General features: G+C 71.1%; 20 protein-coding genes, 1 other RNA gene and 1 pseudogene. 9 read left to right on the forward strand and 13 right to left on the reverse strand.

Going from position 1 to position 23,507, the window contains the following annotated elements; all coding sequences use genetic code 11:
• Nucleotides 1-28 precede the first annotated feature (28 nt).
• The 6 genes and pseudogenes from AB0I69_RS28140 to AB0I69_RS28165 all read right to left on the reverse strand — a co-directional run bounded on the left by AB0I69_RS28140 (nucleotide 29) and on the right by AB0I69_RS28165 (nucleotide 7,876).
• On the reverse strand, nucleotides 29-2,035 hold the full coding sequence (locus tag AB0I69_RS28140; protein ID WP_363098491.1) for a DUF2075 domain-containing protein: 2,007 nt from the start codon (nucleotides 2,033-2,035) through the stop codon (nucleotides 29-31).
• A gap of 289 nt (nucleotides 2,036-2,324) precedes the next feature.
• Nucleotides 2,325-4,235, reverse strand: a complete 1,911-nt coding sequence (locus AB0I69_RS28145; protein WP_363098492.1) for a DUF2075 domain-containing protein — start codon at nucleotides 4,233-4,235, stop codon at nucleotides 2,325-2,327.
• 713 nt (nucleotides 4,236-4,948) lie between these two features.
• Nucleotides 4,949-5,359: RNase P RNA component class A (gene rnpB, locus AB0I69_RS28150), an RNA gene on the reverse strand.
• Nucleotides 5,360-5,555: 196 nt separating this feature from the next.
• A pseudogene (locus AB0I69_RS28155) lies at nucleotides 5,556-6,338 on the reverse strand (DMT family transporter); the annotation flags it as partial.
• Nucleotides 6,339-6,360: 22 nt separating this feature from the next.
• Nucleotides 6,361-7,191, reverse strand: a complete 831-nt coding sequence (locus AB0I69_RS28160; RefSeq protein WP_363098493.1) for an AraC family transcriptional regulator — start codon at nucleotides 7,189-7,191, stop codon at nucleotides 6,361-6,363.
• A gap of 49 nt (nucleotides 7,192-7,240) precedes the next feature.
• Complete coding sequence (locus AB0I69_RS28165; RefSeq protein ID WP_363098494.1) at nucleotides 7,241-7,876, reverse strand: TetR/AcrR family transcriptional regulator; 636 nt, start codon at nucleotides 7,874-7,876, stop codon at nucleotides 7,241-7,243.
• Nucleotides 7,877-7,922: 46 nt separating this feature from the next.
• On the opposite strand from AB0I69_RS28165, the gene AB0I69_RS28170 reads away from it, so the two are divergent.
• The 3 genes from AB0I69_RS28170 to AB0I69_RS28180 are packed head-to-tail and all read left to right on the forward strand — an operon-like array spanning nucleotide 7,923 to nucleotide 10,996.
• The gene (locus AB0I69_RS28170) at nucleotides 7,923-9,527 is read left to right on the forward strand and encodes an FAD-dependent monooxygenase (RefSeq protein WP_363098495.1); all 1,605 of its coding nucleotides are present in this window, start codon (nucleotides 7,923-7,925) and stop codon (nucleotides 9,525-9,527) included.
• Between the two features lie 33 nt (nucleotides 9,528-9,560).
• Complete coding sequence (locus AB0I69_RS28175) at nucleotides 9,561-10,361, forward strand: MerR family transcriptional regulator (RefSeq protein ID WP_363098496.1); 801 nt, start codon at nucleotides 9,561-9,563, stop codon at nucleotides 10,359-10,361.
• Entirely contained in the window at nucleotides 10,358-10,996 is a 639-nt protein-coding gene (locus tag AB0I69_RS28180; protein WP_363098497.1) for a hypothetical protein, read from the forward strand. Before AB0I69_RS28175 ends, AB0I69_RS28180 begins: the two co-directional genes overlap by 4 nt.
• Here the strand turns inward: AB0I69_RS28180 and AB0I69_RS28185 are convergent.
• On the reverse strand, nucleotides 10,947-12,377 hold the full coding sequence (locus AB0I69_RS28185; protein WP_363098498.1) for an RNB domain-containing ribonuclease: 1,431 nt from the start codon (nucleotides 12,375-12,377) through the stop codon (nucleotides 10,947-10,949). The two genes, AB0I69_RS28180 and AB0I69_RS28185, sit on opposite strands and share 50 nt — an antisense overlap.
• A 76-nt stretch (nucleotides 12,378-12,453) precedes the next feature.
• Between AB0I69_RS28185 and yaaA the strand changes: the two genes are divergently transcribed.
• Nucleotides 12,454-13,236 (forward strand): peroxide stress protein YaaA, encoded by a 783-nt coding sequence (yaaA, locus tag AB0I69_RS28190; RefSeq protein ID WP_363098499.1) that lies wholly within the window; start codon nucleotides 12,454-12,456, stop codon nucleotides 13,234-13,236.
• A gap of 73 nt (nucleotides 13,237-13,309) precedes the next feature.
• Nucleotides 13,310-13,948 carry a bifunctional 4-hydroxy-2-oxoglutarate aldolase/2-dehydro-3-deoxy-phosphogluconate aldolase gene (eda, locus tag AB0I69_RS28195; protein ID WP_363098500.1) on the forward strand — a complete coding sequence of 213 codons (639 nt, stop codon included), beginning with the start codon at nucleotides 13,310-13,312 and terminating at the stop codon, nucleotides 13,946-13,948.
• Here the strand turns inward: eda and AB0I69_RS28200 are convergent.
• Genes AB0I69_RS28200 through AB0I69_RS28210 form a run of 3 tightly spaced genes read right to left on the reverse strand, consistent with a single transcriptional unit; the run spans nucleotide 13,923 to nucleotide 16,891 of the window.
• Entirely contained in the window at nucleotides 13,923-15,203 is a 1,281-nt protein-coding gene (locus tag AB0I69_RS28200) for a bifunctional RNase H/acid phosphatase (protein ID WP_363098501.1), read from the reverse strand. The two genes, eda and AB0I69_RS28200, sit on opposite strands and share 26 nt — an antisense overlap.
• Nucleotides 15,204-15,215: 12 nt before the next feature.
• Entirely contained in the window at nucleotides 15,216-15,959 is a 744-nt protein-coding gene (locus AB0I69_RS28205; RefSeq protein WP_363098628.1) for a C4-type zinc ribbon domain-containing protein, read from the reverse strand.
• A complete protein-coding gene (locus tag AB0I69_RS28210) occupies nucleotides 15,956-16,891 on the reverse strand; it encodes a Nif3-like dinuclear metal center hexameric protein (protein WP_363098502.1) in 936 nt (311 codons plus the stop codon). The genes AB0I69_RS28205 and AB0I69_RS28210 overlap by 4 nt, the downstream gene beginning before the upstream one ends.
• A gap of 198 nt (nucleotides 16,892-17,089) precedes the next feature.
• On the opposite strand from AB0I69_RS28210, the gene AB0I69_RS28215 reads away from it, so the two are divergent.
• Both AB0I69_RS28215 and AB0I69_RS28220 read left to right on the forward strand, forming a co-directional pair.
• Nucleotides 17,090-18,343 (forward strand): hypothetical protein, encoded by a 1,254-nt coding sequence (locus AB0I69_RS28215; protein ID WP_363098503.1) that lies wholly within the window; start codon nucleotides 17,090-17,092, stop codon nucleotides 18,341-18,343.
• A gap of 125 nt (nucleotides 18,344-18,468) precedes the next feature.
• On the forward strand, nucleotides 18,469-18,627 hold the full coding sequence (locus tag AB0I69_RS28220) for a hypothetical protein (RefSeq protein WP_363098504.1): 159 nt from the start codon (nucleotides 18,469-18,471) through the stop codon (nucleotides 18,625-18,627).
• A gap of 53 nt (nucleotides 18,628-18,680) precedes the next feature.
• On the opposite strand, the gene AB0I69_RS28225 is transcribed toward AB0I69_RS28220, so the two are convergent.
• The 3 genes from AB0I69_RS28225 to AB0I69_RS28235 are packed head-to-tail and all read right to left on the reverse strand — an operon-like array spanning nucleotide 18,681 to nucleotide 21,623.
• The gene (locus tag AB0I69_RS28225; RefSeq protein WP_363098505.1) at nucleotides 18,681-19,631 is read right to left on the reverse strand and encodes a 3-oxoacyl-ACP reductase; all 951 of its coding nucleotides are present in this window, start codon (nucleotides 19,629-19,631) and stop codon (nucleotides 18,681-18,683) included.
• 9 nt (nucleotides 19,632-19,640) lie between these two features.
• Nucleotides 19,641-20,717, reverse strand: coding sequence for a Zn-dependent alcohol dehydrogenase (locus AB0I69_RS28230; RefSeq protein ID WP_363098506.1), 1,077 nt, complete (start codon nucleotides 20,715-20,717; stop codon nucleotides 19,641-19,643).
• Between the two features lie 30 nt (nucleotides 20,718-20,747).
• Nucleotides 20,748-21,623, reverse strand: a complete 876-nt coding sequence (locus AB0I69_RS28235) for a MaoC/PaaZ C-terminal domain-containing protein (protein WP_363098507.1) — start codon at nucleotides 21,621-21,623, stop codon at nucleotides 20,748-20,750.
• Between the two features lie 244 nt (nucleotides 21,624-21,867).
• Between AB0I69_RS28235 and AB0I69_RS28240 the strand changes: the two genes are divergently transcribed.
• Nucleotides 21,868-22,791 (forward strand): ABC transporter ATP-binding protein, encoded by a 924-nt coding sequence (locus tag AB0I69_RS28240; protein WP_363098508.1) that lies wholly within the window; start codon nucleotides 21,868-21,870, stop codon nucleotides 22,789-22,791.
• A complete protein-coding gene (locus AB0I69_RS28245) occupies nucleotides 22,791-23,507 on the forward strand; it encodes an ABC transporter permease (protein WP_363098509.1) in 717 nt (238 codons plus the stop codon). Before AB0I69_RS28240 ends, AB0I69_RS28245 begins: the two co-directional genes overlap by 1 nt.

A 23,507-nucleotide genomic window follows, 5' to 3' on the forward strand; every position in this document is an offset into this window, starting at 1 on the left:
CCGCCACTCCACCTACCGGTCCACCGTTTCAGAAAAGACGCATCTCTCCGGGCGGAGTGACCTTCTTCTGACGCTTCCTGCGGCGGCGCCCTCCTCGACCGGGACGGGGCAGATGCGGCTGTCGCGCCTGCTCCGGCAGGTTCTCCCAGGTGGGTCGCAGACCGTGGATCTCGACATCGCCGACGAGCCCCTTCAGGTACGCCCGGGTCTCCTCGTCCGTGGAGTAGAGCACGGTCGCCCGGCTCGCCCGGGTCATCAGCACGTGGTAGGCGTGCCGGACGAGTCGGGCGAACTCGTGGTCGTCCACACTCTTCGGCTTCACCTTGGGATCGAACGACCCGGGAACGGCTACCCGCTTGACGCCCGCCTCCTTGTCCACCTTCTCCTTGCCCCGGCGGAACACCCAACGGTCGCCCCGGCGCACCATGTCCTCGCCCATGATCACGCCGCACCAGTCCCACTCCAGGCCCTGCGCGGTGTACACACAGCCGATCTGGCCGAGACCGTTCTCGTGCACGGACCAGATCTTGGAAGGCGGGACGGTCTTGTTCTCGCAGAAGGAGTCACTGTCCGCGTTCCACGGCCGGTGCCAGTCACCGATCCGGACGTCGGGCTCAAGTCGCTTCTCCTTGCCCAACGGTTTCGTCCAGGGCCAGCAGTATCCGGCGACCATGCGCGCGGATGCTCCAGCCCCAGCCTCGGAACGGATGATCCGCTCGAGTTCCCCCGGGCTGTCCACGACCTCGACATGCATCAGTCCGTCCGGGGTCCACAGCTCCGGCTCCGCGTCGGACACTCCCAGGGCGCCGCGCACCCAGCGGATGTAGGCGTCGCTGCCGCCGCACCGGAACTGTTCCCGCAGGCTGCTACGGACCAGGTGGGCGTCGTAGCGCCGTGCCGCGTCCTCCACGAGAGCGGCGGTGCCGACCTCCTGCGGGCGCACGGACTGCCCCTCGTCGAGGAAGAACACCGTCAACCGGGAGGCGTCGAGGAGCTCGTCCACCTGAGGCTTGGTGCCCCAGTCCTCGGGTTTCCAGAAGCGGTTGGTGGAGCGGTCGCGCAGGCGGTGGGCCTCGTCGCAGATCAGCACGTCCAGCGGTGGGTCGGGCGGGGTGACGAAGTTGCTGAAGTAGGTGAAGGTCTCCTTGAACTCCCGGTCGCCGAAGCCGACATGCTCCTGCAGGGCGCCGTTGAAGGCCCTGCTACCGCTCGCGTACTTGACCGTGCGGCCGTCCGCCTCCAGTTCGGCCTTGAGCTGGAGGCCGATGGCGCTCTTGCCCGTGCCGGCACCGCCCGTGACGAGGAACACCACCCGTCGCTCGTCGGGGAGGAGCGCGGGCCGCCGGGGATCGGGAAGCACCTTGGCAGCCGTGTCGAGGATCTGGTCCGCGACCTTCTTCTGACGGCCGCGCAGGGTGAAGACCGTGTCCTCGCCGCTGGAGCGGATCATGGCGTCGAGCAACGGGGTGTTGCGCAGGCCCATGCTGCGCAAAAGGATCTCGGCCGCCGAGTCGGCACCGTCCACGGCGAAGCTGCTCCGCAGGTCCGACAGCAGTTGGGCGCGGCGGTCGCTGGTGTAGACACGGGCGTAGGAACCGGTCGGCGCGTCCACGCCGACCAGCGGGAGCACTGCGGCGTCGGTGGCGTTGTGCAGATAGGCGAAGCCGCCGCACTCGTAGTCCAGTCCGTGCAGCGGTCCTCTTTCACTCGTGAACGCCTCGTAGTACTCGCGCAGTTGCAGCGCCGGATGCTTCTTCTCCCCCATACCGGGGACATGCACCAGCTCCGCGGTGGCTCGCTCCACCCGGGTCACCGTCGACCACCGCTTCAGCTCGACGAGTTGGACGGACAGCCCGTTCTCTTCGGGGTGATGGCCCACGAGGACGACGTCGATGAGTCGCGGGTCCCCTGCGCGGTCGGTCTCATCGAGCGTGGCCGCGCACTCGACGACCATCTCGACGTTCCCGCGGTCGGCGGCGACCAGATCCTCGGCGAGATGCACCAGGCTTTCTGCCCAGGCGGAACGTTCGGTCAACGAAGCGTCAGTGCTGAGGAAGTGCTTCCATCTCGCGGCGAGGTGAGGCACCATACGGCGTCTTGAGTTCAGGTTCAGCAGATCCCGCGCTGCCAGTTTCAGCAGGAGCATGGACACGAGGTGGATCCCCCAGGGCACGAGTGACTCGTGCGGATGGGGGCATGTCCACGTGGGGAAGCCCGTCGGGCCGCAATAACGCCTGTGATCTTAGGGAAGTGACGTCCCCTCCCGACACATATGCCACGTCGGTCGGCTGGAAGCACGGACATCATGGCCGGATATCACGTACTCACCGCCGCGAGAGGGGTTCCCCGATCGCGGCAGGCCGTGGCTCCGGTCGGCTGGACACCAGTTCCCGCAGCTTCTCCCGGGTCTCCGGATCGGTCGAGTACACCATCGTGCCGACCATCCCCCGCGTGAGCAGCACCTTGTACGTGTTCCGGATGAGACGGTCCACGTCGGTGTTCGGTGTGGACTTCTTGAAGACCGGGTCCTTGGAGGCGGTGCGGTCGGTGATCCAGCGGTCGCCTCGCCAGACCAGGTCCGGGCCGATGATGACGCCGGACCAGTCGTACTCGAACCCCTGGGCGGTGTAGACGCAGCCGATCTGCCCGAAGCCCGCAGGGTCGGTGGCCCACAGTGCGGACGGGGGCGCGCCGGAGACCGACCGGTCCCCGCGCAGGTTCCAAGGCCTGGCCCAGCCACCGATGACGACGTCGGGAGGCAGTGGATCGCCGGGCTTGGGTTCGGGGGACCACCGCCAGCAGTAGCCCGCGGACATCCGGGCGCCGTAATTCTCGGCGCGGCGGGCGTCGAGGAACGCCTCCAGTTCTTCTGGGCTGTCGGCGACCAGCAACTGCATGCGGTCGTCGGGCTCCCATACGACCGGCCCGCCGGGCTCAAGGCCGAGGAGCCGGACCACCCAGCGCAGGTAGGCGTCGCTGCCTCCGCAGCGGAACTGGCTGTCCAGGGGAACGACATGGCAGTCGATGCCCCGTCTGGACGCGGCCTCACGGATTTCGTCCACGGTGCCCATCTCACCGGGACGCACCACTTGGTGCTCGTCGAGGAAGAAGACCGGTACGTGGGCGACATCGATCAGTTCGTCGATCTGTGCCCTGCCGGTCCGCAGTGCCGCGCGGGTGTAGCGGTTAGCGGAGGTCTCCCGGATGCGGTGAGCCTCGTCACAGATCAGAGCACCCAGGCTGTTCTTCTCCGTGGTCATGAAGCTGTTGAAGTACTTGAAGAGATCCTGGACTTCCCGTTTCCGGGAGCCGGCCACCTTGCGCATCGTCTTGGTGAACGATTGCGAGCCGGTCGCGTGGACCGCGGCCACGCCCCTCCGGTAGAGCTCGCCGAGCAGTTGGAGCGCGATCACGCTCTTCCCGGTACCGGGGCCGCCGGTGACGATGACGACTTCCTTGTGGTCGGCGCGCTTCGCCCGCTCCACCGCGTTGAGCACCAGGCGGTAGGCGACCTGCTGCTCGTCGAGAAGGACGAACTGCTGTCGCTCCCGCACCTCCTGGGCGGCCACGGACATCAACTGCTTCGACGGCACGGTGGCCCCCGCGAGCAGTTCGTCCGCCGCACGGGCACCCGGGTGCTCGTCGCTCAGCTTCGACCGGAGGTGTTCCAGGAACGCACCGCGACGCTCGCCGGTGAAAAGCAGAGCCTGCCCGTCGCGCTCGATCTCCCGCAGCCCCGTCACCCCGAACTCGGTGGCGTTATGCAGGAAGGCCACTCCATGGATCCGCTCGCCGTGCTCGGCCAACGCACCGTTGAAGTTGACCAGGTAGTCGCAGTACCGCCGCGCCTGCTCGATTGGGTTGAGCACGGGGTGCGCGTACGCGTCGACATGGCACAGGGCGGGGTCGTCCTCGTACGGAGCCGCCTGGCTCCACTGCTTCAACTCCACCACCACGTAGGACGGCTCCTGCGTGACCGGGTGCAGGCCAGCGAGGACGACGTCGGCACGCTTACTGTTCAGCGGGAGCGCGTACTCCAGCATGACCTCGACGTCACCCAGGCCGGCGTCGTTGAGCGCGGCAGCCAGGACGGGGATGCTGCGCTCCCAGGAACGCACCTCCGAGGTCCCAGGCCGATAGCCGTGCATGTGGACGAACTGCTCGGTGAGGTGCAGGAACAGCGAACCGTCGAGTGCCATGACGGCGACCGTTTTCGCGGACGCGCGGAACAGCAAGGACTTCCCCCAGGCAGCACGAAGAGACTCGTGCGGGTGGGGGCATGTCCTTCGAGACTCCACAGGGGTGGAGCGGAAGCCCGTCGGGCCGCGCTGACGATGTGTTTGAGGGTACCTGGCGGTACTCCCAGTCGTACGGGTGGTCGCCAGTGGCGGCAGCGGACGCCGTGCCCGGTTTCCCGATGTCCGGATACCGGAGTGCCAGGCCTCCGTCCTCTGGTGCCCACACGGTCAGCCTTGGTGTCGTCCGCGTCATCCCAGCGGCTACGGCCGGGGTCGGGGCTTACAGGCCGCAAGCAAACCTGGCCAACGAACGGCGACCAGGCCCCTGCCGTCCCCTTACACCGCCCGACCTGGGCATGGGACCGCTACTTCACGTGGTCGAACCATCGTGTGGCGCCCGCCTCATCCTGCCTGCTCAGCGGGCCCTCCGGACGATAGGAGGAGAGCCCATCTCAGGGGATCAAGAACCCTCTGCAGGCATCAGGCAGCCCTCCGACTCGAGCAATTCCCCGGAATCACTGCAGCCCAGCGATCAGGACGAGTGCCCAAAGTGGCCGCGCGGGTGGTTACCTTCGTGGCTACCTTGGTGGCTACGTTCACAGCCACGTGTACCGGTTTGAAACGGTACGGACCGGGGCCTGACGAAGCCCTTCGACTTACGAAAAAAGGCCCCTGCCCAGCAATTCTCCTGGTCATAGGGCCCTGGGCGGCAGACGAGTCAGGCTGTACGCCGGGTTCTGTCACCCGGTCACCTCGCGGTGGCCGGGGAGACGGCCATCCATCTAGGACCGGTGTTGCCACCGGCCTCGTGCGGTCTACCCGCGGACTCGGGCGGGCAGCCCTCGGACGTCCGCGCAGAGCGCGCTTTTTACGGCGGCGCTCCTTTTGACCTTGCTCCGGGTGGGGTTTACCTAGCCGCCTGAGTCGCCTCAGGCGCTGGTGGTCTCTTACACCACCGTTTCACCCTTACCCGGTGCCGAAGCACCGGGCGGTCTGTTTTCTGTGGCACTGTCCCGCGGGTCACCCCGGGTGGCCGTTAGCCATCACCCTGCCCTGTGGAGCCCGGACGTTCCTCGGGAAGTCCCCCTAGGGGTACTCCACGCGGCCGTCCGCCCGGCTCGTCTGCCGTGTCGACCATGCTACCGGGCGGGCGCCGCCCCGCGGACCGGCGACCGGCTCCCCCGGCTCCCCCGGCTCCCCCGGTCCCCGCGATCCCCCGGGTCCGCCCCGTTCTCCCCGTCCCCCCGGTCCCGCCGTCGCCAGGACCGAGCCCGCCAGGATCAGGGTGAAGGCCACCGCGATGCCGACCGTCAGGCTCTCCCCCAGGAACAGCGCGCCCGCCGCCACCGCCACCGCCGGGTTGACGTACGTGATCACCGTCGAGCGGGTGGGGCCGACCTCCTTGATCAGTTCCAGGAAGGCCACGAAGGCCACCGCCGTGCAGATCACTCCCAGGCCGGCGAGGGAGGCCAGCACCTGTGGGGACGGGACCGAGGACGGCCACGTCACCGCCGCCGCCGGGGCGTAGACCAGCGCCGCCAGCGCCAGGCACGGTGCCGTCAGTTGCAGGGTGGGGACGTCCTTCAGGTGGCGGGCGGCTATCAGCGGGGCCGTCGCGTAGCCCAGTACCGTCAGCAGCACCTCCGCCAGTGAGCGCGCGTCGCCGCCCGTCAGGTGCGGGACGGTGAGGACCGTCACCCCGGCCAGGCCCAGGGCGAGGCCCGCCAGGCGGCGGACGCCCAGCCGCTCCGTCTCGCCGAAGAGGCGTGCCGCGAGCACGCCCACGATCGGCACACCGGCGATCAGCAGGCCCGCCGTCGAGCTGGACAGGTGCCGTTCGGCGTCCGTCAGCGTGAACCACGGGCCGATGATCTCTATGCACGCGAAGGCCAGCATCGGGCGCCAGTGCGTCCGGACCGTGCGGGCCAGGCCGCCCTGTCGTAGGGCGAAGGGCAGCAGGAGTACGGCGCCCAGGGCACAGCGCGTGAAGACCACCATGGAGGGGGACAACGGGGCGTCCACCGCCACCTTGATCATCAGGTAGGGGATGCCCCAGACCACTCCCATCAGGGAGAACAGGAACCAGCCGCGTGCAGTCATACGGCGAGTCTGCGGTGCTCCCTCATCGGGAGTCTTGAACGCTGTTGCGGTACGCCGCCGGCGTCACCCCGAGCACCCGCCGGAACCAGCGCGTCAGATGCGCCTGGTCCGCGAAGCCCACCAGGGCCGCCACCTCGGCGGGACGTCCGCCCGCCTCCAGCAGGCCGCGGGCCCGGGTCACCCGGTGCTGGGCGAGCCAGGCGTACGGCGGTATCCCCATCGTCGTACGGAAGACGCGCAGGAGCTGGTAGCGGGACAGGCCGAAGTCCGCGGCCAGGGAGGTCAAGGAGGGCGGGGCCGTCAGCTCGTCCGCCAGGCGGTCCCGTACCGCGTGGGCGATCAGGGTCGCGCCGGGGATCGTGTCGGTGGTGGGGCGGGACGACGAGTGGCGGCGGGCCAGGGCCGTGAGCAGCCACGGCAGACGGGACTCCGCCTCCAACGGGTCGGGGCAGGCGCTGAGTTGGGTGTGGGCCAACCGCAGTGCTACGGCCAGTTCGGCGTCGTCGAGGAGCGGCTCGCGGAAGTGCGGAAGGGCGGCGCCGAGGATGCCGTCCGTGAGGAGAGCCGGGTCGGCGTAGAGGGCCCGGTAGGCGTAGCCGTCGGTGGTGCTGCCCGGGCCGCCCGTGTGCATTTCGCCGGGGGCGAGTACGACGATGGAGCCCGGGGTCGCGCGGACGCGGCCGCCGCGGTAGTCGATGAGTTCCGAGCCTCCGACACAGACCCCGATCGTGAACTCGGCGTGCGCGTGCGGGGCGTAGACGTGCCGGTCGAAGCGGGCCGTGAGGAGGTCGAGGGGTGGGCCGCAGCGGCCCAGCCTCGCCCTCGTCCACAGCGCCTGCTCACGTGCGCTCACCGGCCGCACCCCCTTTCCTCCACAGGGTGCAACGCTCCGGGGCCGTATGTCATGCCGGGGTGAGCGCCCGTTCCAGCGCGTCGAAGGCCGCGCGCAGCCGTGCCCGGTGGCCCGCCACGAGTCCTTCCGCGCCCTCGCCCGCGAAGACGCGGCGCGCGGTGGCGACGTAGACCGCCCGGTACGCGGCGACGGTCAGGGCCGCGGTGAGGGCGGGGTCGGGGGTGTCCGGGGCGGTCTCGGTGAGGGCGTCGGCGAGGGCGTTCTCGATCTCCTCCAGTGCTTCGCGGCCCCGGGCGCGCAGGGCGGGCGAGTCGGCCACGACCTCCCAGAAGTCCGGGAATCCGCTGTCGGGGCCGGCCAACGGGTGGCGCCGGTCGAGGAGTTCGAGGGCGAGGCGGCGGAGCGCGGCGAGCGGGGTCTCGCCGGGGGCGCGGTGGCGTACCGCACCGGCGAACATCTCGACCGCCTCCGGGATGCGGTCGAGGAACAGGTCCTCCTTGCGCGGGAAGTAGTTGAAGACGGTCATCGTGGACACCTCGGCGGCCCGCGCGACCTCCGCCACCGACACCTGGTCGAAGCCGCGCTCCCTGAACAGCGCCGAGGCGACGTTCGAGATCCGCTGCCGCGTCGCCCGCTTCTTGCGCTCCCGCAGGGGGAGCTCGACCGCGTCCTCGCTCTCACTCATGGGAATAGTGTAGCGAACATAATTTTTTAGTGACTACAATCTACCCATGAACGCTGACACGAACGCTGACACGGACACCGATACGGACACCGATACGGACTATGACGTCGTGATCGCCGGAGCCGGTCCCATCGGGCTGTTGCTCGCCTGCGAGCTGCGGCTCGGCGGAGCGCGGGTGCTGGTCGCGGAGCGGCTGGCCGAGGTGGACGAGACGATCAAGGCGGGCGGCATCAACACCCTTACCGCCGTGGCCCTTTACCGGCGGGGGCTGCTGCCCGCGCTGGTCGAGGTGCAGGAAGAGACGATGAGCGGGATGAAGGAGTTCCTGCGGGCGCGGGCCGCCAAGGACGGCAAGGATGCCGCCCCGCCGCCGAAGTCCGCCGGGCACTTCGCCGGGATCACACTGCGCGCCGACCTGGTCGACGGGTCGGACCCCGCCTTCGCGGACCTCGGTCCGGCCGGTGACGTCGGACGGTTCGTCCCGCAGGCCCCGCTGGAGCGGCTGTTCGGCCGGCGCGCCGAGGAACTCGGCGTCGAGGTGCGCAGGCAGGTCGAGTTGACCGGTTTCGACGCCGACGAGGAAGGGGTGACCGTACGTCTCGCTCCCGTGGACGGCTCCGCGCCGCAGGCCGTGCGCGCCCGCTGGCTGGTGGGCTGCGACGGGGGCCGCAGCCTCGTGCGCAAACTCGCCGGGATCGAGTTCCCGGGCACCGCACCGGAGATCACCGGCTACCAGGCGATCGCCGACATGACCGGCACCGAGGGGCTGCGCAGCGGCTGGCACGCCACCGACATGGGGATGTACACGTACGGTCCGATGCCGGGACGGATGGTCAGCATCGAGTTCGACGGGCCGCCCGCCGACCGTCAATCCCCGGTCACCGTCGAGGAGTTGCAGGCCAGTGTGCGTCGGGTGACCGGCGTCGACGTCACCGTGCACAAGCTGCACTCGGCGACCCGGTTCACCGACAACTGCCGTCAGGCGGCGACCTATCGCTCGGGCCGGGTGCTGCTCGCGGGCGACGCGGCGCATGTGCACTCGCCGTTCGGCGGGCAGGGCCTGAACCTCGGTGTCGGGGACGCGATGAACCTCGGCTGGAAGCTCGCCCTGGTGGTGCGCGGCCGGGCGGCGGAGACACTGCTCGACTCGTACACGGCGGAGCGGCATCCGCTCGGCGCCTGGGTGCTCCAGTGGACGCGCGCCCAGATCGCGGCGATGCGCCCCGGGTCGCACGCCCGTGCCCTGCGCGAGGTGATCACCGACCTCGCGGGGACGACCGACGGCGCGACGTACTTCGTCCGGCGGATCTCCGGCGTCTGGCAGCACTACGACCTGCCCGGCGACCACCCCCTCACCGGCCGCAGCGCCCCCGACCTCGCACTCGCCGACGGCACGCGTCTCGCCGACCACCTCCACACCGGCCGCGCCCTCCTCCTCGACCTCGCCGACGACCCGAAACTCCGGGCCCGCGCGGACGGCTACGAGGACCTGGTGGACGTCCTCACCGCCACCTGCCCCCAACGGCCGGACCTCGCCGCCCTGTTGGTGCGTCCGGACGGGACCACGGCATGGGCGGCGGACACGGACGGCACCGAGCAGGATCCGACGGACGCACTGCGCCTGTGGTTCGGCGCGCCCCTCGGTGCTTGACCCTGCCGCAACGTCAGCGTTTGTACTGGTCCCATGCGGATCGGAGAACTCGCCGCGGCCGTCGGCGTCACCACGCGGACCGTCCGGCACTACCACCACCTGGGCCTGCTCCCGGAGCCGGAGCGGCGCACCAACGGCTATCGCGACTACGGCCTGCGGCATGCCGTCGCCCTCGCCCGCATCCGGCGGCTCACCGAGCTGGGCCTGGGGCTGGCCGAGGTACGGGACGTGCTCGCGGAGGACGCGGAACGGGACCTCGTCGAGGTGCTCACCGAACTCGACGAGGACCTGGCCCGGCAGGAGTCCGCGATCCGGGAGCGCCGGGCCCGGCTGCGCGCCCTGCTGGACGCGGGAGAACTCCCCGCGGAGGGACCCGTGTCCCCCGAACTGACCGCGGTCTTCGCGGAGTTGACACACATCTCGACACACATCTCGACGCACACATCGACCCATACACCGGACTCCCCCATGGCCGCCAAGGACCGCGAGATGCTCGCGCTGTTCGACACCGTGGCGGCTCCGGAGGAGCGGGCCCGGATGATCGACGTGGTGGGCAGCGCCTTCGCGACACCGGACGCGGCGGCCCGGGCCCACGAGGCGTACGCGCTGCTCGACGCCCTCGCCGACACCGGGCACCCCGTCGACGTCGCCGACCCGCGCGTCGACGAGGCGGCCCGCGCCCTCGCCGCCTGCATCCCCGCCGGGCTGCTCCCCGCGGCGGACCCGGTCGACGACGACAACGGGTTTCTGCGCGCCTTCTACGCCGACTTCCCGCCGGCGCAGGCGGAGGCGATCCGGCGGGCACTGCGGATCGCCATCCGGGGGCAGGCATGAGAACCGCGGCCGTACTCGTCCGGCACGAGCTGCGCCTGCTGGTGAGCCTGTGGCTGTGGGTGACCCGGCGGACCCACGGCACGGGCGGCGGGCGGGCGTTCGGGTACGCGCGGGGGCAGGGGACGATGACGGCCGGGCTCGTGTTCGTGTGCGTGATCGAGTCGCTCTGCATGTCCGTGCTGCTGCGGAACTGGCCGCGGACGCACCATGTGGTGCTCGCCCTGGACGTCTACACCGTCGCGTTCCTCGTCGGCCTGCACGCGGCGACCGTGGTCCGCCCGCACGTCCTGGAGCCGGGCTCGCTACGGATCCGCCGGGGCGCCCACGTCGACCTGCGCATACCGCTGGAGCAAGTCGCCTCCGCACGCCGGGAGTTGCGCATGACCCACGAGCGGACCGACGGCGAACTGAACCTCCCTGTCGGCTCGCAGACCACCGTCACACTCCAACTCACCGAGCCCGTACCGCACTTCACGTTCTTCGGTCGCCGGCATGACGTCGACACCGTCCGCTTCCACGCCGACGACGCCGACGGTCTCGTACGGGCGATCAGGCAGGCGATCAGTCAGGCGATCAGTCAGGCGATCACGCGGGAGCGAACCGTACCTTCGCCGTCCCCGGGTCTGCCTGGGTGAGGCGGACCCGCAGCCGCTCCCCCAGGGGCAGCGGAGTCGTGCCGCCCTCCAGCCGGGCGACCACGGCCGGGGAGTCCAACTGCACCTTCCCCACGGTGGGTTGGCGTTCCTCCACGTCCACCACACAGCCGTCGAAGAGGTCGCCGACGCGGTCCTTCAGCAGGGCGGCCTCGACGATGTCGACGCACTCGCGCTCGACGGTGCCCGCGAGGCGGGTGCCGTCGGCCATCTGCTTGGGGAGGGCGTCGAGCCCGGCCAGGACCCAGGCGGGCGGGGACCCGGCCGCGAGGCAGAGCTCGGAGGCGTACCGGTCGACCAGCCGTCGTAGGGGCGCCGTGCAGTGGGTGTAGGGGGCGGCGACGGCCGCGTGGGTGGTGATGGCGGGGAGGTTGCCGTCGTGGAAGACCGTGTAACCCGCGCCGCGCAGCAGCGCCGTGCACTCCTGGAGGAAGGCCGCGTGGTGCGGGCGGTGCGGGTCGAGGGAGCGGATGAGTGCGGCGTACGACATGTGGTGCGGCCAGTCGATGTGCAGGGCGTGCGCGGTGCGGTGGAGGCGGCCGACGGCGCCGTCCGGGGCGGCGGGCAGGGTGCGCAGGACGCCGGTGCCGTGCGCGAGCATCAGGTCGGCCGCGGCCATGCCGGTGAGGAGGGAGATCTGGGCGTTCCAGCCGTCGGCGGGGAGCGGGGCGCGGTAGGCGAGTTCGTAGGTGTGGTCACGTTGCACGATCTCCTGCTCGGGCACGTTGAGGGAGATGCCGCCGCGTTCGATCTCCAGGCGTTCGCGTGCCTCGCCGATGTCCTTCAGCAGCGCGAGCGGCTCCTCGGCGGTGCCCGTGTCGATCCGCTGTTGCGCGGTCGCGTAGTCGAGCTTGGCGCGGCTGCGGACGAGGGCCCGGCGGACGTCCACGGCGACCGTACGGCCGTCCGCGTCCAGGTCGATCGTCCACAGCACCGCCGGCCGGGTCACGTCCGGCAGCAGACTCGCGGCGCCCTCGCTCAGCAGGGGCGGGTGCAGCGGGGTCTTCTCGTCGGGGAAGTAGAGGGTGGTCACGCGGCGGTGGGCCTCCGCGTCCAGCGCGCCGCCGGGGGCGACGAAAGCGGCGACGTCGGCGATGGCGTACCGGACGCGGAAACCGGTACCCCGGCGGGACAGGTGCATCGCCTGGTCGAGGTCCATGGACGTGGGCGGGTCGATGGTGAAGAAGGGGATGTCGGTCGCGTCCTCGGCGGGCGGGGCCGGGGCCTTCGCGACGCGTTCCGCCTCCGCCAGCACCTCCGGCGGGAAGGTCTCGGGGACGCCGAGTTCGGTGCGGAGTGCGGTGAGGGCGGCGCGGAGCGGGGCTTCGGGGGTGCCGGTCACCCGGATGCGACGGCTGGGCATGACACGAGCGTAGGCACAATCCGCAGGCCCGCACCCTTTACGCTGGCGCAGCACCCACCATAAGGAGAAAACCACCGTGCTCGTCCTGCTGCCGCCCTCCGAAGGCAAGGCCTCCTCCGGCCGCGGTGCCCCGCTCAAGCCGGAGTCGCTGTCGCTGCCGGGACTCACCGAGGCCCGCGCGGCCGTACTCGACGAACTCGTCGACCTGTGCGCCGCCGACGAGGACAAGGCACGCGAGGTGCTCGGCCTGAGTGAGGGGCTCAGGGGCGAGATCGCGAAGAACGTCGACCTGCGGACCGCCGGTGCGCGGCCCGCCGGGGAGATCTACACCGGTGTCCTCTACGACGCCCTCGACCTGGCCTCCCTCGAACCGGCCGCCAAGAAGCGGGCCGCGCGCTCGCTGCTCGTGTTCTCCGGGTTGTGGGGCGCGGTGCGGGTGACGGACCGGATTCCGTCCTACCGCTGCTCGATGGGTGTACGACTGCCCGGGCTCGGGGCGCTGGGCGCGCACTGGCGGGCGCCGATGGCGGCTGTGCTGCCCGAGGTCGCGGGGAGCGGGCTGGTGCTGGACCTGCGGTCCTCGGCGTACGCGGCGGCGTGGAAGCCGAAGGGCGAGGTCGCGGGGCGGACGGCGACCGTACGGGTGCTGCACGCGCCGACCCGGAAGGTCGTCAGCCACTTCAACAAGGCGACGAAGGGGCGGATCGTGCGGAGCCTGTTGGCCTCGCCGGGCGCGCCCGGGACGCCGGGTGAGCTGGTGGAGGCGTTGCGGGACTTGGGGTACGAGGTGGAGGCGGAGGCGCCCGCGCAGGCGGGGCGGGCCTGGTCGCTGGATGTGCTGGTGGACGAGATCCACTGAGGGTTTCCGAGCACTCGTTGCAGCATGCGCAATGAGCTTTGCGCATGCTGCACCACCTCGGCAGGATGAGGCCATGCCTTCCTCACCCGTGCTCGATCTCGCTCCCGTTCTGCCCGTCGTCGTCATCGAGGACGCCGCCGACGCCGTACCGCTCGCGCGGGCGCTGGTCGCCGGTGGGCTGCCGGCGATCGAGGTGACGTTGCGGACTCCGGCCGCGCTGGACGCGCTGCGGGCGATCTCGCGTGAGGTGCCGGGGGCGGTGGTCGGGGCGGGGACCCTGCTCACTCCGGGGCACGTGAAGGAGTCGCTGGCCGCGGGGGCGCGGTTCCTCGTCAGCCCCGGGTGGACGGATCTGCTGCTGGAGGCGATGCAGGGGTCCGGAGTGCCGTTCCTGCCTGGGGTGTCGACCACGTCGGAGGTGGTGGCGCTCCTGGAGCGCGGGGTGCGGGAGATGAAGTTCTTCCCGGCTCAGGCGGCGGGCGGTACGGCGTATCTCGCCTCGCTGGCGGGGCCGTTGCCGCAGGCGCGGTTCTGTCCTACCGGTGGGATAGGGATCAACTCCGCGCCCGAATACCTGGCGTTGCCCAACGTCGGCTGTGTGGGCGGGAGTTGGATGATCCCGGCGGATGCGGTGGCCGCGCGCGACTGGGGGCGGATCGAGGCGCTGGCCCGCGAAGCGGCGGCGCTCAGCGCAGGTGGGACGTGTCGTTGAACAGCCGTACGCTCGCGTTGCCGTCCGTGTAGTACGCCACCGCCGAGAGGGAGGCCGCCGACAGTTCCATGCGGAACAGGGACTCCGGCGGGGCGCCCAGGGCGAGTTGGACGAACGTCTTGATCGGGGTGACGTGGGTGACGAGGAGGACGGTGCGGCCCGCGTAGGCCGCGATCAGCTTGTCCCGGGTGGCGGCGATACGGGTTGCCGTCTCCGTGAAACTCTCGCCGCCGCCGGTGGGTTGGGCCGTGGGGTCGGCGAGCCACGTGGTCAGGTCTTCGGGGTAACGCTCGCGGACCTCGCCGAAGGTGAGGCCCTCCCAGGCGCCGAAGTCCGTTTCGCGCAGGCCGTCTTCGATCGTCACGTCCAGGCCGAGGCGGTTCGCTACGGCTGCGGCGGTTTCCCTTGTGCGGGTGAGGGGGGACGCGATGATGTGCTGGATCGTGCCGCGGGTTGCCAACGCGGTTGCGGCTCGGGTGGCTTGGTCCTGGCCGACGGGTGAGAGGGAGGGGTTGGTGCCGCCGCTGCCTGAGAAACGCTTTTGGGGGGTGAGGGGCGTTTCGCCGTGGCGGAGGAGGACGAAGGTGGCGGGGGCGCCCATGTCTGCGGGGGCCCAACCTGGGCTGGGGGTTGCTGCGTTGCGCGCGGCGCGGGTGTCGGCGGTGGACTTATCGGTAGTCGTCACAGTGCGGGCCGGTGGGGGCTGGTCGCGCAGTTCCCCGCGCCCCTTAGGTGTCTCGCCTGAGCCTGCGCTGGAAAGCTGGTCGCGTTCGCGCCCCTGAAGAGCCTCAGCTGAGCCTGTGCTGCGAAGTTCCGCTGTCGAATCCGCCGCCGACCACTGCTCGCCGCGCTTCCCCGCGTCCATCGCCTCGTTGGCCAAGCGGTCCGCGTGTTTGTTCTGGGCCCTGGGGATCCACTCGTACGTCACCTGCTCGGGCGGAAACACCGCGCCCGCCTCTGCCGCCAAGGGCTTCATGTCGGGGTGTTTGATCTTCCAGCGGCCCGACATCTGCTCGACGACCAGCTTGGAGTCCATGCGGACGTGGATGTGGGCCGACGGGTCCAGGGCGTGGGCCGTGCGGAGGCCTGCCAACAGGCCCCGGTACTCGGCGACGTTGTTCGTGGCGATGCCGATGTACTCGGCCGCCTCCGCCAACGTCTCCCCCGTCGTCGCGTCGATGACGACGGAACCGTAGCCCGCGGGGCCCGGGTTTCCCCGGGAACCGCCGTCCGCCTCGACGATGAACTCCCGCACGGCACAAGCTCCTTACAGGCCGGACTCGGACGTGCGCACCAGGATGCGGCGACAGTTCTCGCAGCGGACCACCGTGTCGGGGGCCGCCGCGCGGACCTCGTTGAAGTCGGTGATGGCGAGCTCCTGGCGGCAGCCCTGGCAGGTGCGCTGGTACAGCTTGGCCGCGCCGATGCCGCCCTGCTGCTGGCGGAGCTTGTCGTAGAGCTTGAGGAGGTCCGCGGGGATGGTGGCCGAGACGACCTCCCGCTCCTTCTCGGCCGTGGCCTCGTCGGCGTCGAGGGTCTCGTAGGCGGCGTCCCGGCGGGCGGTCGCGTCGTCGATCTTGCCCTGCACGGAACCGACCCGCTCGGTCAGTTCGGCGGTGCGCTCCTGCGCGGACTCACGGCGCTCCATGACTTCGAGGACGATGTCCTCCAGGTCGCCCTGGCGCTTGGCGAGGGAGACGATCTCGCGCTGGAGGTTCTCCAGGTCCTTGGGGGACGTGACGGCACCCGAGTCGAGGCGCTGCTGGTCGCGGGTGGCGCGCTGGCGCACCTGGTCCACGTCCTGCTCGGCCTTGGTCTGCTCACGGGCGCAGTCGCTCTCCTCGGTCTGCACGGCCACGAGCAGGTCGCGCAGCTGGGTGAGGTCCTTGGTCAGCGAGTCGATCTCGGCGTGCTCGGGCAGGGAGTTGCGCTTGTGCGCGAGCTGCGACAGGCGTACGTCGAGGGCCTGGACGTCGAGAAGTCGGATCTGGTCGGCGGGCGCGGCGTTCAGTTGGGGGCTCCCATTGAGTCAGAAGAAGGAGGGCGCGAAGCGCTCGTTGGAAGGGCGGTGGTGGGCGACGGGTGGGCGGACGCCGCGTGGGCGGTCCAGGGGTCGGTGACCGTCTTGGAGACGTGGACCCTGAGGTCCCATCCCTCGCGGTCGGAGATCTCGTCGAGCTGGGCGGCGGCCAGCTCGCACCAGGGCCACTCGGTGGCCCAGTGCGCCGCGTCGAGCAGCGCGAGAGGGTTTTGGGGGTTCTGAGAGTTCTGGGCGCGGGCCTCGGATACGGGGTGGTGGCGGAGGTCCGCGGTCAGGAAGGCGTCCACGCCTGCCGCTCGTACGTCGTCGAAGAGGCTGTCGCCGGAGCCGCCGCTGACCGCGACCCGGTGGACCAGGGCGTCGGGGTCGCCGGCGACGCGGATGCCCTGCGCCGTGGCGGGCAGGCGCTCGGCGGCTCGGGCCGCGAGGTCGCGCACCGTCAGGGGGTGGTCCAGCTCGCAGATCCGGCCCAGGCCCCTGCGGCCCTCCGGATCGGTCGGGTCCGGTACGAGCGGTCCTACGACCCTGAGGTCGAGCGCGCCCGCGAGGGCGTCGGAGACTCCCGGGTCGGCGCGGTCGGCGTTGGTGTGGGCGACGTGCAGCGCGATGTCGTGCTTGATCAGGGTGTGCACCACGCGGCCCTTGAAGGTGGAGGCCGCGACCGTGGTCGTACCGCGCAGGTAGAGGGGGTGGTGGGTGACCAGCAGGTCGGCGCCCAGCTTCACGGCCTCGTCGACGATCTCCCGCACCGGGTCGACGGCGAACAGCACACGGGTGACGTCCTGGTCCGGGTCGCCCACGACGGTGCCGACCGCGTCCCATGACTCGGCCCGCTCGGCGGGCCACAGGTTCTCCAGCGCGGCGACGACTTCGGACAGGCGGGGTACGGACTGACGGGGCACGGGGAAAGGCTACCTGGCCGGGCTGAGGGGCTGAACCGCTGAAGCTGTCGTATGACGGCCTACGGCCCCGTTCAGCACACCCGCCCCGTTTTCCTCAGGCGAATCGTTACTTGGCCACCCTTATTGGTGAAGCGGCCACTCATCGGTCCCACGGCCGTACGTGCGAAAACTAGTTTCGTCGCCGGAGGTGACCGAACCATGACGGCCTGTGCGATCGAGCCCACGGCGGCGGACGAGGACGGGGACGAGTGCGGGGACCCGCGCAACGGTGGCACCGCGTGTGCGATCACCGCGGACGGGGCGTACGCCGCCCGTCTCGCACCGGCCGGCGACTGTCTGTTCCCGGAGCGGTGGACGCTGGACGGCCCCGAGCCGTACGCCGTGCCGCTGCCCGGCAACCAGCCCGAGGAGCCCGGCAGCGAAGTGCAGCCGATGAGCGACGGGCGGGTGCTCATCCGGCGGCTGGTCGACGGGCGGCACGCCTTCTCGTTGCTGTACCCGACCGGGCCGGGCACCGGTGAGCTGCTGCTCGGCGCGATCGAGTGCCCGGACCCGGACACCCGGCTGCGGCTGCTGCCGCCTGCGCCGGGCGGCGAGAAGGCGTACGCCCTCGCCGTGGGCCGGCGGTCCACCGCCGTGTGGCTGGTGGCGGGCGGGGCGTTCGGTCCGGAGCATCTCGCGATGGTCCCCGGGCGCTGTTCGGGCGGGGTCTGGCTGGACCGGGCCGGGCGGATGCTGGCCCTGGACCGGGAGGTCGGCGGGCGGACCAAGGCGATCGTGGTGGATCTGGAACGGGACGGCGAGGTGTCGCCGCTGCTGCAGATCGCCGCGGACAGCGACGACCGGCTGCTGGCGGCCGACCCGGACAGCGGGCTGCTCCTCATCCGCTCGGACGCGCCGTCGCCGGGGCGGGAGGACCGGCTGGGCTGGGGGGTGATCGGCTCCACGCTGCCGGTGCGGTTCCCGGAGTGCCTGCGGGTGCCGGACTGCACGGTGACGCCGTTCGCGATCCAGCCGGGGCAGGTGCTGATGCCGGAGAACTGCGGGGTGGCGCTGCGCGTCGACGGGCCGGCCGGCACCTGGTTCGCTGTGTGGCGGCCGGCCGAGCGGCAACTGCTCCAACTCCCGGCGCCCGAGGGGTGGTTGGCGGGCTCCGGGCTGTGGACCGAGGATGGGGTGCTGCAACTGCCGTATGCCACAGGGGATGTGCCGTGCGGCGTGGCACGGTTCGCGGTGCCCAGGGGGGCGGGGGGAACGGGGGACGCGGGGAGCCCGGGGGCTACGGGGGAAACACGCCCGGGGGATCCGGTTCGGGACGGGACGGTGGGCGCGCCTGGGGAGGCCGCGCCGGAGCCGTCGCCGTCGTCGGAACCGGATCCTCCGGTGCCGGTCGCACCGCGTCCGGTGCCCTTGCGGGAGGCTCCACTCAAAGGCCGGGTGGCGGTCGGGTAACGAACTGGTGTGCCTCGGTAACGAAGTCGTTCCGGACGGCAGGCCGTCTCGCTTCACCCCGGGAACGGCTGGATAAGATCGCCGGGCTGTAAGAAGGATCATGTTGCTACGGGGTGAAGTTTCCGATGAACGACACGAACACCGCGCAGACCATGTCTGCCGACACACACGAGGCCTCCGGCCACGGCAAGCACCGGGGCCCGGTTTCGGCCCAGGACGGCGATTCGGCCGCCCACGGCCGGCACCGCAAGCCGTCCGAGCAGTCCGAGTACGCGACTGCCTGAGTCAGTACCGCACGGCCCCGCTCGTCTCCGGACGGGCGGGGCCGTTCCGTTGCCTACCCCGCGCCGGGCTCCCGCCTGAGCCCGAGCACCTCGGCCGCCGCGAACGTCTCGCCGTCCGGCCGCCGCGCGTAGTGCGGAGTGAGTACGGCGTCCAGCTCGTCGTAGCTGAAGGTGTCCTGCTTGCTGTCGAACTTGGCCTGGACGTGCGGGCGTTCGACGATCGCGACCATGCCGCCGTGGACGACGAGGAGCTGTCCGTTGACGCGTTCGGCGGCGGGTGAGGCCAAGTAGCCGACGAGCGGGGCGACATGCTCGGGGGCAAGGGGGTCGAGGCCGTCGTCGGGTTCCTGGAAGCCGGCGAAGACGTCCTCGGTCATCCGGGTGCGGGCGCGTGGACAGATGGCGTTGGCCGTCACGCCGTACTTGGCGAGGGCGAGGGCCGTGGAGGTGGTCAGGCCGACGATTCCGCCTTTCGCCGCAGCGTAGTTGGGCTGTCCGGCGGAACCGGCGAGGAACGCCTCGGACGAGGTGTTCACGATCCGCCCGTACACCGGTGCGCCGGTCGCCTTGGACCGTTCGCGCCAGTGCGCGGACGCGTAGTGGGTCGTGTTGAAGTGGCCTTTGAGGTGGACCCGGATCACCGAGTCCCACTCGCCCTCCGTCATGGAGAAGACCATGCGGTCGCGCAGGATGCCCGCGTTGTTGACGAGGATGTCGAGCCTGCCGAACTCGGCGATCGCCAACTCGACCAGTTCACTGGCCTGTTGGGAGTCGGCGACGTCCCCGGTGTGGGCGACGGCCCGGCCGCCCGCCTCGCGGATCTCGGCGGCGACCCGTTCGGCTGGGCCCGCGGAGGCCTCGCCGGAGCCGTCCCGGCCCGGCTGCCCGTAGTCGTTGACGACGACGGCCGCGCCGAGCCGGGCGAGTTCCAGCGCCTCGGCCCGGCCGAGGCCGCGTCCGGCGCCGGTGACAATCGCCGCAAGTCCCTCAAGTGGCAACGACATACCCAGCCCTCAGATCTCGATGCACGTACGCAGGGCCGTCCCCTGGCGCATCTGGTCCAGGGCCTCGTTGATGTCGGCCAGCGGCACGCGGTGGGTGATCAGGCCCTCCAGGTCGACGCGGCCCGCCCGCCACAGGGCGATCGTGCGCTCGTAGGAACGCAGCACGTCTCCCCCGCCGTACATCGAGGGCAGGATGCGCTTCTCGTCGAAGAACAGCTCGAACATGCTGAGTTGGAGATAGTCGTCCAGGGCGCCCGCGCCGACGACGACGAGGGTGCCGCCGCGGCGGGTGTTCTCGTAGGCGGTGCGGGCGGTGGCGGAGCGGCCGACGACCTCGAAGACGTAGTCGAAGCCCTCGCCGCCGGTGACCTCCTGCTTCGCCGTGGGCAGCTCGTCCGGTGAGATCGCCCTCGTGGCACCGAACTTGAGCGCGGACTCGCGGCGTGAGGCGACCGGGTCGACGGCGACGATCTCGGCGGCGCCCTTGAGGCGGGCGCCCTGGATCGCGGAGATGCCGACGCCGCCGCAGCCGATCACGGCGACCGACGAACCGGCTTCCACGTCCGCGGTGTTGAGGGCGGCGCCGAGTCCGGTGGTGACCCCGCAGCCGATGAGGGCGGCGATGTCGAAGGGCACGTCGTCGGGGATCGGTACGGCGCAGCCCGCGTCGACGACGACCTCCTCGGCGAAGGTGCCGGTGCCCGCGAAGCCGAAGACGTCCCCGCTGGGGCGCTTGAAGTTGGGGGTGCCCGCGTTCATGAACCCGGCCAGGCACAGCTGGGTCTGGCCGCGCTTGCAGGCGGGACACGCGCCGCAGGCCGGCAGCCAGCAGACGACGACCCGGTCACCGGGCTTCAAGTGGCTGACGCCCTCGCCGACTTCGAGGATCTCCCCCGCACCCTCGTGCCCGGGTACGAAGGGGGCGGGCTGCGGCAGGACGCCGGCCATCGCGGACAGGTCCGAGTGGCACAGCCCCGTGGCGCGCACCCGGATCCTGACCCGGCCGGGCCCGAAGCCCGTCGCCTCGACGTCGTCGAGGACCTCCAGTTTGTCCTGGCCTATCTCGTGCAGTACGGCTGCGAGCATGGTGCGGCTCCCCTCAACTCTGGGCCTGTCTCAGGAGTGTTCGACGATCGTGTCGGCGAGGACGGGCGCGTCGTCCCGTTCTACGGCGCTCACCGCGACCCGTACGGTGCCGGTGCCTGGGCCGGCATCGCCCTGGCGCCACATGCGGATGCGCAGCGTCTCGCCGGGGAACACCACTCCGGCGAAGCGTGTGTCGTACGCGCGCACCCGGGTCACATCGCCGCCGAGCAGTGTGTCGACGACCGCCTTGAGCGTCATGCCGTAGGTGCACAGCCCGTGCAGGATGGGCCGGTCGAAGCCGGCGAGCTTGGCGAACTCGGGGTCGGCGTGCAGCGGGTTCCAGTCGCCGGAGAGGCGGTAGAGGAGGGCCTGGTCCTCGCGGACGGCACGCTCAACCACCTTGTCGGGATCGCCCGTTGGGGCCTCCGGCCGAGTGGAGGGGCCGCGGTCGCCGCCCCAGCCGCCCTCTCCCCGTACGAAGATCTGCGCGTCGTTGGTCCACAACGGGCCCTCGGCGTCGGCGACTTCGGTGCGCATGACGAGGACGGCCGCCTTGCCCTTGTCGTAGACGGCGGCGATGTGGCTGGTGGTGGTCGCGGCGCCCTGGGCCGGGATGGGGCGGTGCAGGCGCAGGGACTGGCCGCCGTGCAGGACGCGGGCGAGGTCGACCTCGATGCCGGGCATGGACAGGCCGCTGATCACACCGGGCGAGCCGTTGCCCGCGACGGTGGCGAAGCTCGGCAGGACATGCAGCCGGGACTCCAGGGTGTAGCGCAGCTCGTCGGGGTCGGCCGCCGGGGTGCCCGCGCCGAGACCGAGGTGGTAGAGCTGGACATCCTTGGTGGTCCAGGAGATCTCGCCGGTCCGGGGTTCGGCCGCGAGGGCCAGGGCTGCGTCGATGGGCATGGGGCTCCTGATCGCCGGTGGTCGAAGACCTCGGTGCGGCCGTCCGCACCGTCGGCCGCACCGAGGTCGTCACGGGCCGACCTAGAACGCGTTCCAGTCCGGCGACCCTTGTATAGCCGAGCGTCCCCCAGTTGTGAAGGCTCCTGACGCTGTGTCAGTTCTGCCGGGCAATGACATTTGTCCTGCCCGAGTCCGTACATGCGCATCTGCCGGGCGAGGGGTGCGGATCCGTAGCGTCGCAGTCATGACACAGACAGGTGGGACGGCGGGTCGGTCGGAACGCGCGGTGTCCTTCGCGGGGGCGGTCAAGACCTTCGGCGCGGTGCGTGCCGTGGACGGGGTGGACCTGGAGATCGGGTGCGGGGAGACGGTCGCGCTGCTCGGCCGCAACGGCGCGGGCAAGTCGACGGCGATCTCGCTGCTGCTCGGGCTGAACCCGCCCGACGCCGGCACGGTCGAACTGTTCGGCGGGGCACCGGAGTTGGCCGTACGGAACGGCCTGGTCGGAGCCATGTTGCAGGAGTCGCGGGCGGTGCCCCGAGTCACCGTCGGCGAGCTGGTCGCGTTCGTCGCCCGGCGCTATCCGGCGCCGATGCCCGTCGCACGGGCCCTGGAGCTGGCCGGTATCGGCGAGCTGGCCGGGCGGCGGGTGGACCGGCTGTCGGGCGGGCAGACACAGCGCGTGCGGTTCGCCGTGGCGCTGGCCGGGAACCCGTCGCTGATCGTCCTGGACGAGCCGACCGCGGCGCTGGACGTGGAGGCGCGGCACGCGTTCTGGCACTCGATGCGGGCGTACGCGCGGCGCGGCCACACCGTCCTGTTCTCCACGCACTACCTGGAGGAGGCGGACGCGCACGCCGACCGCATCGTCGTCATCGACCGCGGCCGGATCGTCGCCGACGGCACCGGCGAGCAGCTCAAGCGGGCGGCCGGCGGCAGCCTCGTCTCCTTCGACCTGGCGGGCCGCTCCACCGAGGACCTGCCCCTGCTCCCCGGCGTACGGACCGTCGAAGTACGCGGCGACCGCGCCCTGCTCCGCACCGACGACTCGGACGCGACCGTGATCGCCCTCGCCGCGCGGAACGCGATCCGCGGCCTGGAGGTCACCCCGGCGTCCCTCGACGACGCGTTCCTCGCCCTGACGGCACACGAGTTGGAGACGGTGTGATGTTCGACTACCTGCGCCTCGAAGTACGCCGCACCCTGCGCGACGTCGGCTTCGTGATCGGTGGGATCGCGATGCCGGTGATGATGTACCTGCTGTTCACGAACCTCGGTGGCGACGACAGCGGCTACAAGGCCACGGCGATGGTCGGCATGGCCGCCTACGGTGCGGTCGGGTCCGCGCTCAACACCGGTGGCGGGGTCGCCGAGGACCGGGCGATCGGCTGGCTGCGGCAGTTGCGGGTGACTCCGATGACCCCGCGCCAGGTCGTGCTCGGCCGGGCGCTGACCGGTTCGGTGACCGTGCTGCCCGCGATCGTCGCCGTGCTCGCGGCGGGCGGCCTGGTGAACGGCGTACGGCTGGACGCCTGGCAGTGGGCGGCGGTCGCGCTGCTGCTGTGGCTGGGCTCGATCCCCTTCACCCTGCTCGGTCTCGGCAACGGCTACGGGCTCACCTCCCAGACCACCGGCGTCGCCAACATGGCCTGCAACCTGGGGCTCGCGGTGATCGGCGGCCTGTGGTTCCCGATCAGCCTGTTTCCCGACTGGCTGCGCGCCATCTCCCACTACACCCCGACCAATCGCTTCGCCGAACTCGGCACCTCCGTCGCCGACGGGCACGCCCCGGCGCTCGGCGCGATCGTGGTGCTGACGGCTTGGCTGCTCGCGTTCGGTTCGTACGCTGTGCTGGCGTACCGCCGGACCGGGCGGACCGTGTGA

Source organism: Streptomyces sp. NPDC050508 (assembly GCF_040655155.1).
GTDB lineage: Bacteria > Actinomycetota > Actinomycetes > Streptomycetales > Streptomycetaceae > Streptomyces.

What these genes read in the sequence shown, in the direction of transcription:
- AB0I69_RS28165 (WP_363098494.1), bottom strand. Translation starts at nt 7,876, where the DNA reads ATGAGTGAGAGCGAGGACGCGGTCGAGCTCCCCCTGCGGGAGCGCAAG.
- AB0I69_RS28170 (WP_363098495.1), top strand. Translation starts at nt 7,923, where the DNA reads ATGAACGCTGACACGAACGCTGACACGGACACCGATACGGACACCGAT.
- AB0I69_RS28175 (WP_363098496.1), top strand. Translation starts at nt 9,561, where the DNA reads ATGCGGATCGGAGAACTCGCCGCGGCCGTCGGCGTCACCACGCGGACC.
- AB0I69_RS28180 (WP_363098497.1), top strand. Translation starts at nt 10,358, where the DNA reads ATGAGAACCGCGGCCGTACTCGTCCGGCACGAGCTGCGCCTGCTGGTG.
- AB0I69_RS28185 (WP_363098498.1), bottom strand. Translation starts at nt 12,377, where the DNA reads ATGCCCAGCCGTCGCATCCGGGTGACCGGCACCCCCGAAGCCCCGCTC.
- eda (WP_363098500.1), top strand. Translation starts at nt 13,310, where the DNA reads ATGCCTTCCTCACCCGTGCTCGATCTCGCTCCCGTTCTGCCCGTCGTC.
- AB0I69_RS28215 (WP_363098503.1), top strand. Translation starts at nt 17,090, where the DNA reads ATGACGGCCTGTGCGATCGAGCCCACGGCGGCGGACGAGGACGGGGAC.
- AB0I69_RS28220 (WP_363098504.1), top strand. Translation starts at nt 18,469, where the DNA reads ATGAACGACACGAACACCGCGCAGACCATGTCTGCCGACACACACGAG.
- AB0I69_RS28225 (WP_363098505.1), bottom strand. Translation starts at nt 19,631, where the DNA reads ATGTCGTTGCCACTTGAGGGACTTGCGGCGATTGTCACCGGCGCCGGA.
- AB0I69_RS28230 (WP_363098506.1), bottom strand. Translation starts at nt 20,717, where the DNA reads ATGCTCGCAGCCGTACTGCACGAGATAGGCCAGGACAAACTGGAGGTC.
- AB0I69_RS28235 (WP_363098507.1), bottom strand. Translation starts at nt 21,623, where the DNA reads ATGCCCATCGACGCAGCCCTGGCCCTCGCGGCCGAACCCCGGACCGGC.
- AB0I69_RS28240 (WP_363098508.1), top strand. Translation starts at nt 21,868, where the DNA reads ATGACACAGACAGGTGGGACGGCGGGTCGGTCGGAACGCGCGGTGTCC.
- AB0I69_RS28245 (WP_363098509.1), top strand. Translation starts at nt 22,791, where the DNA reads ATGTTCGACTACCTGCGCCTCGAAGTACGCCGCACCCTGCGCGACGTC.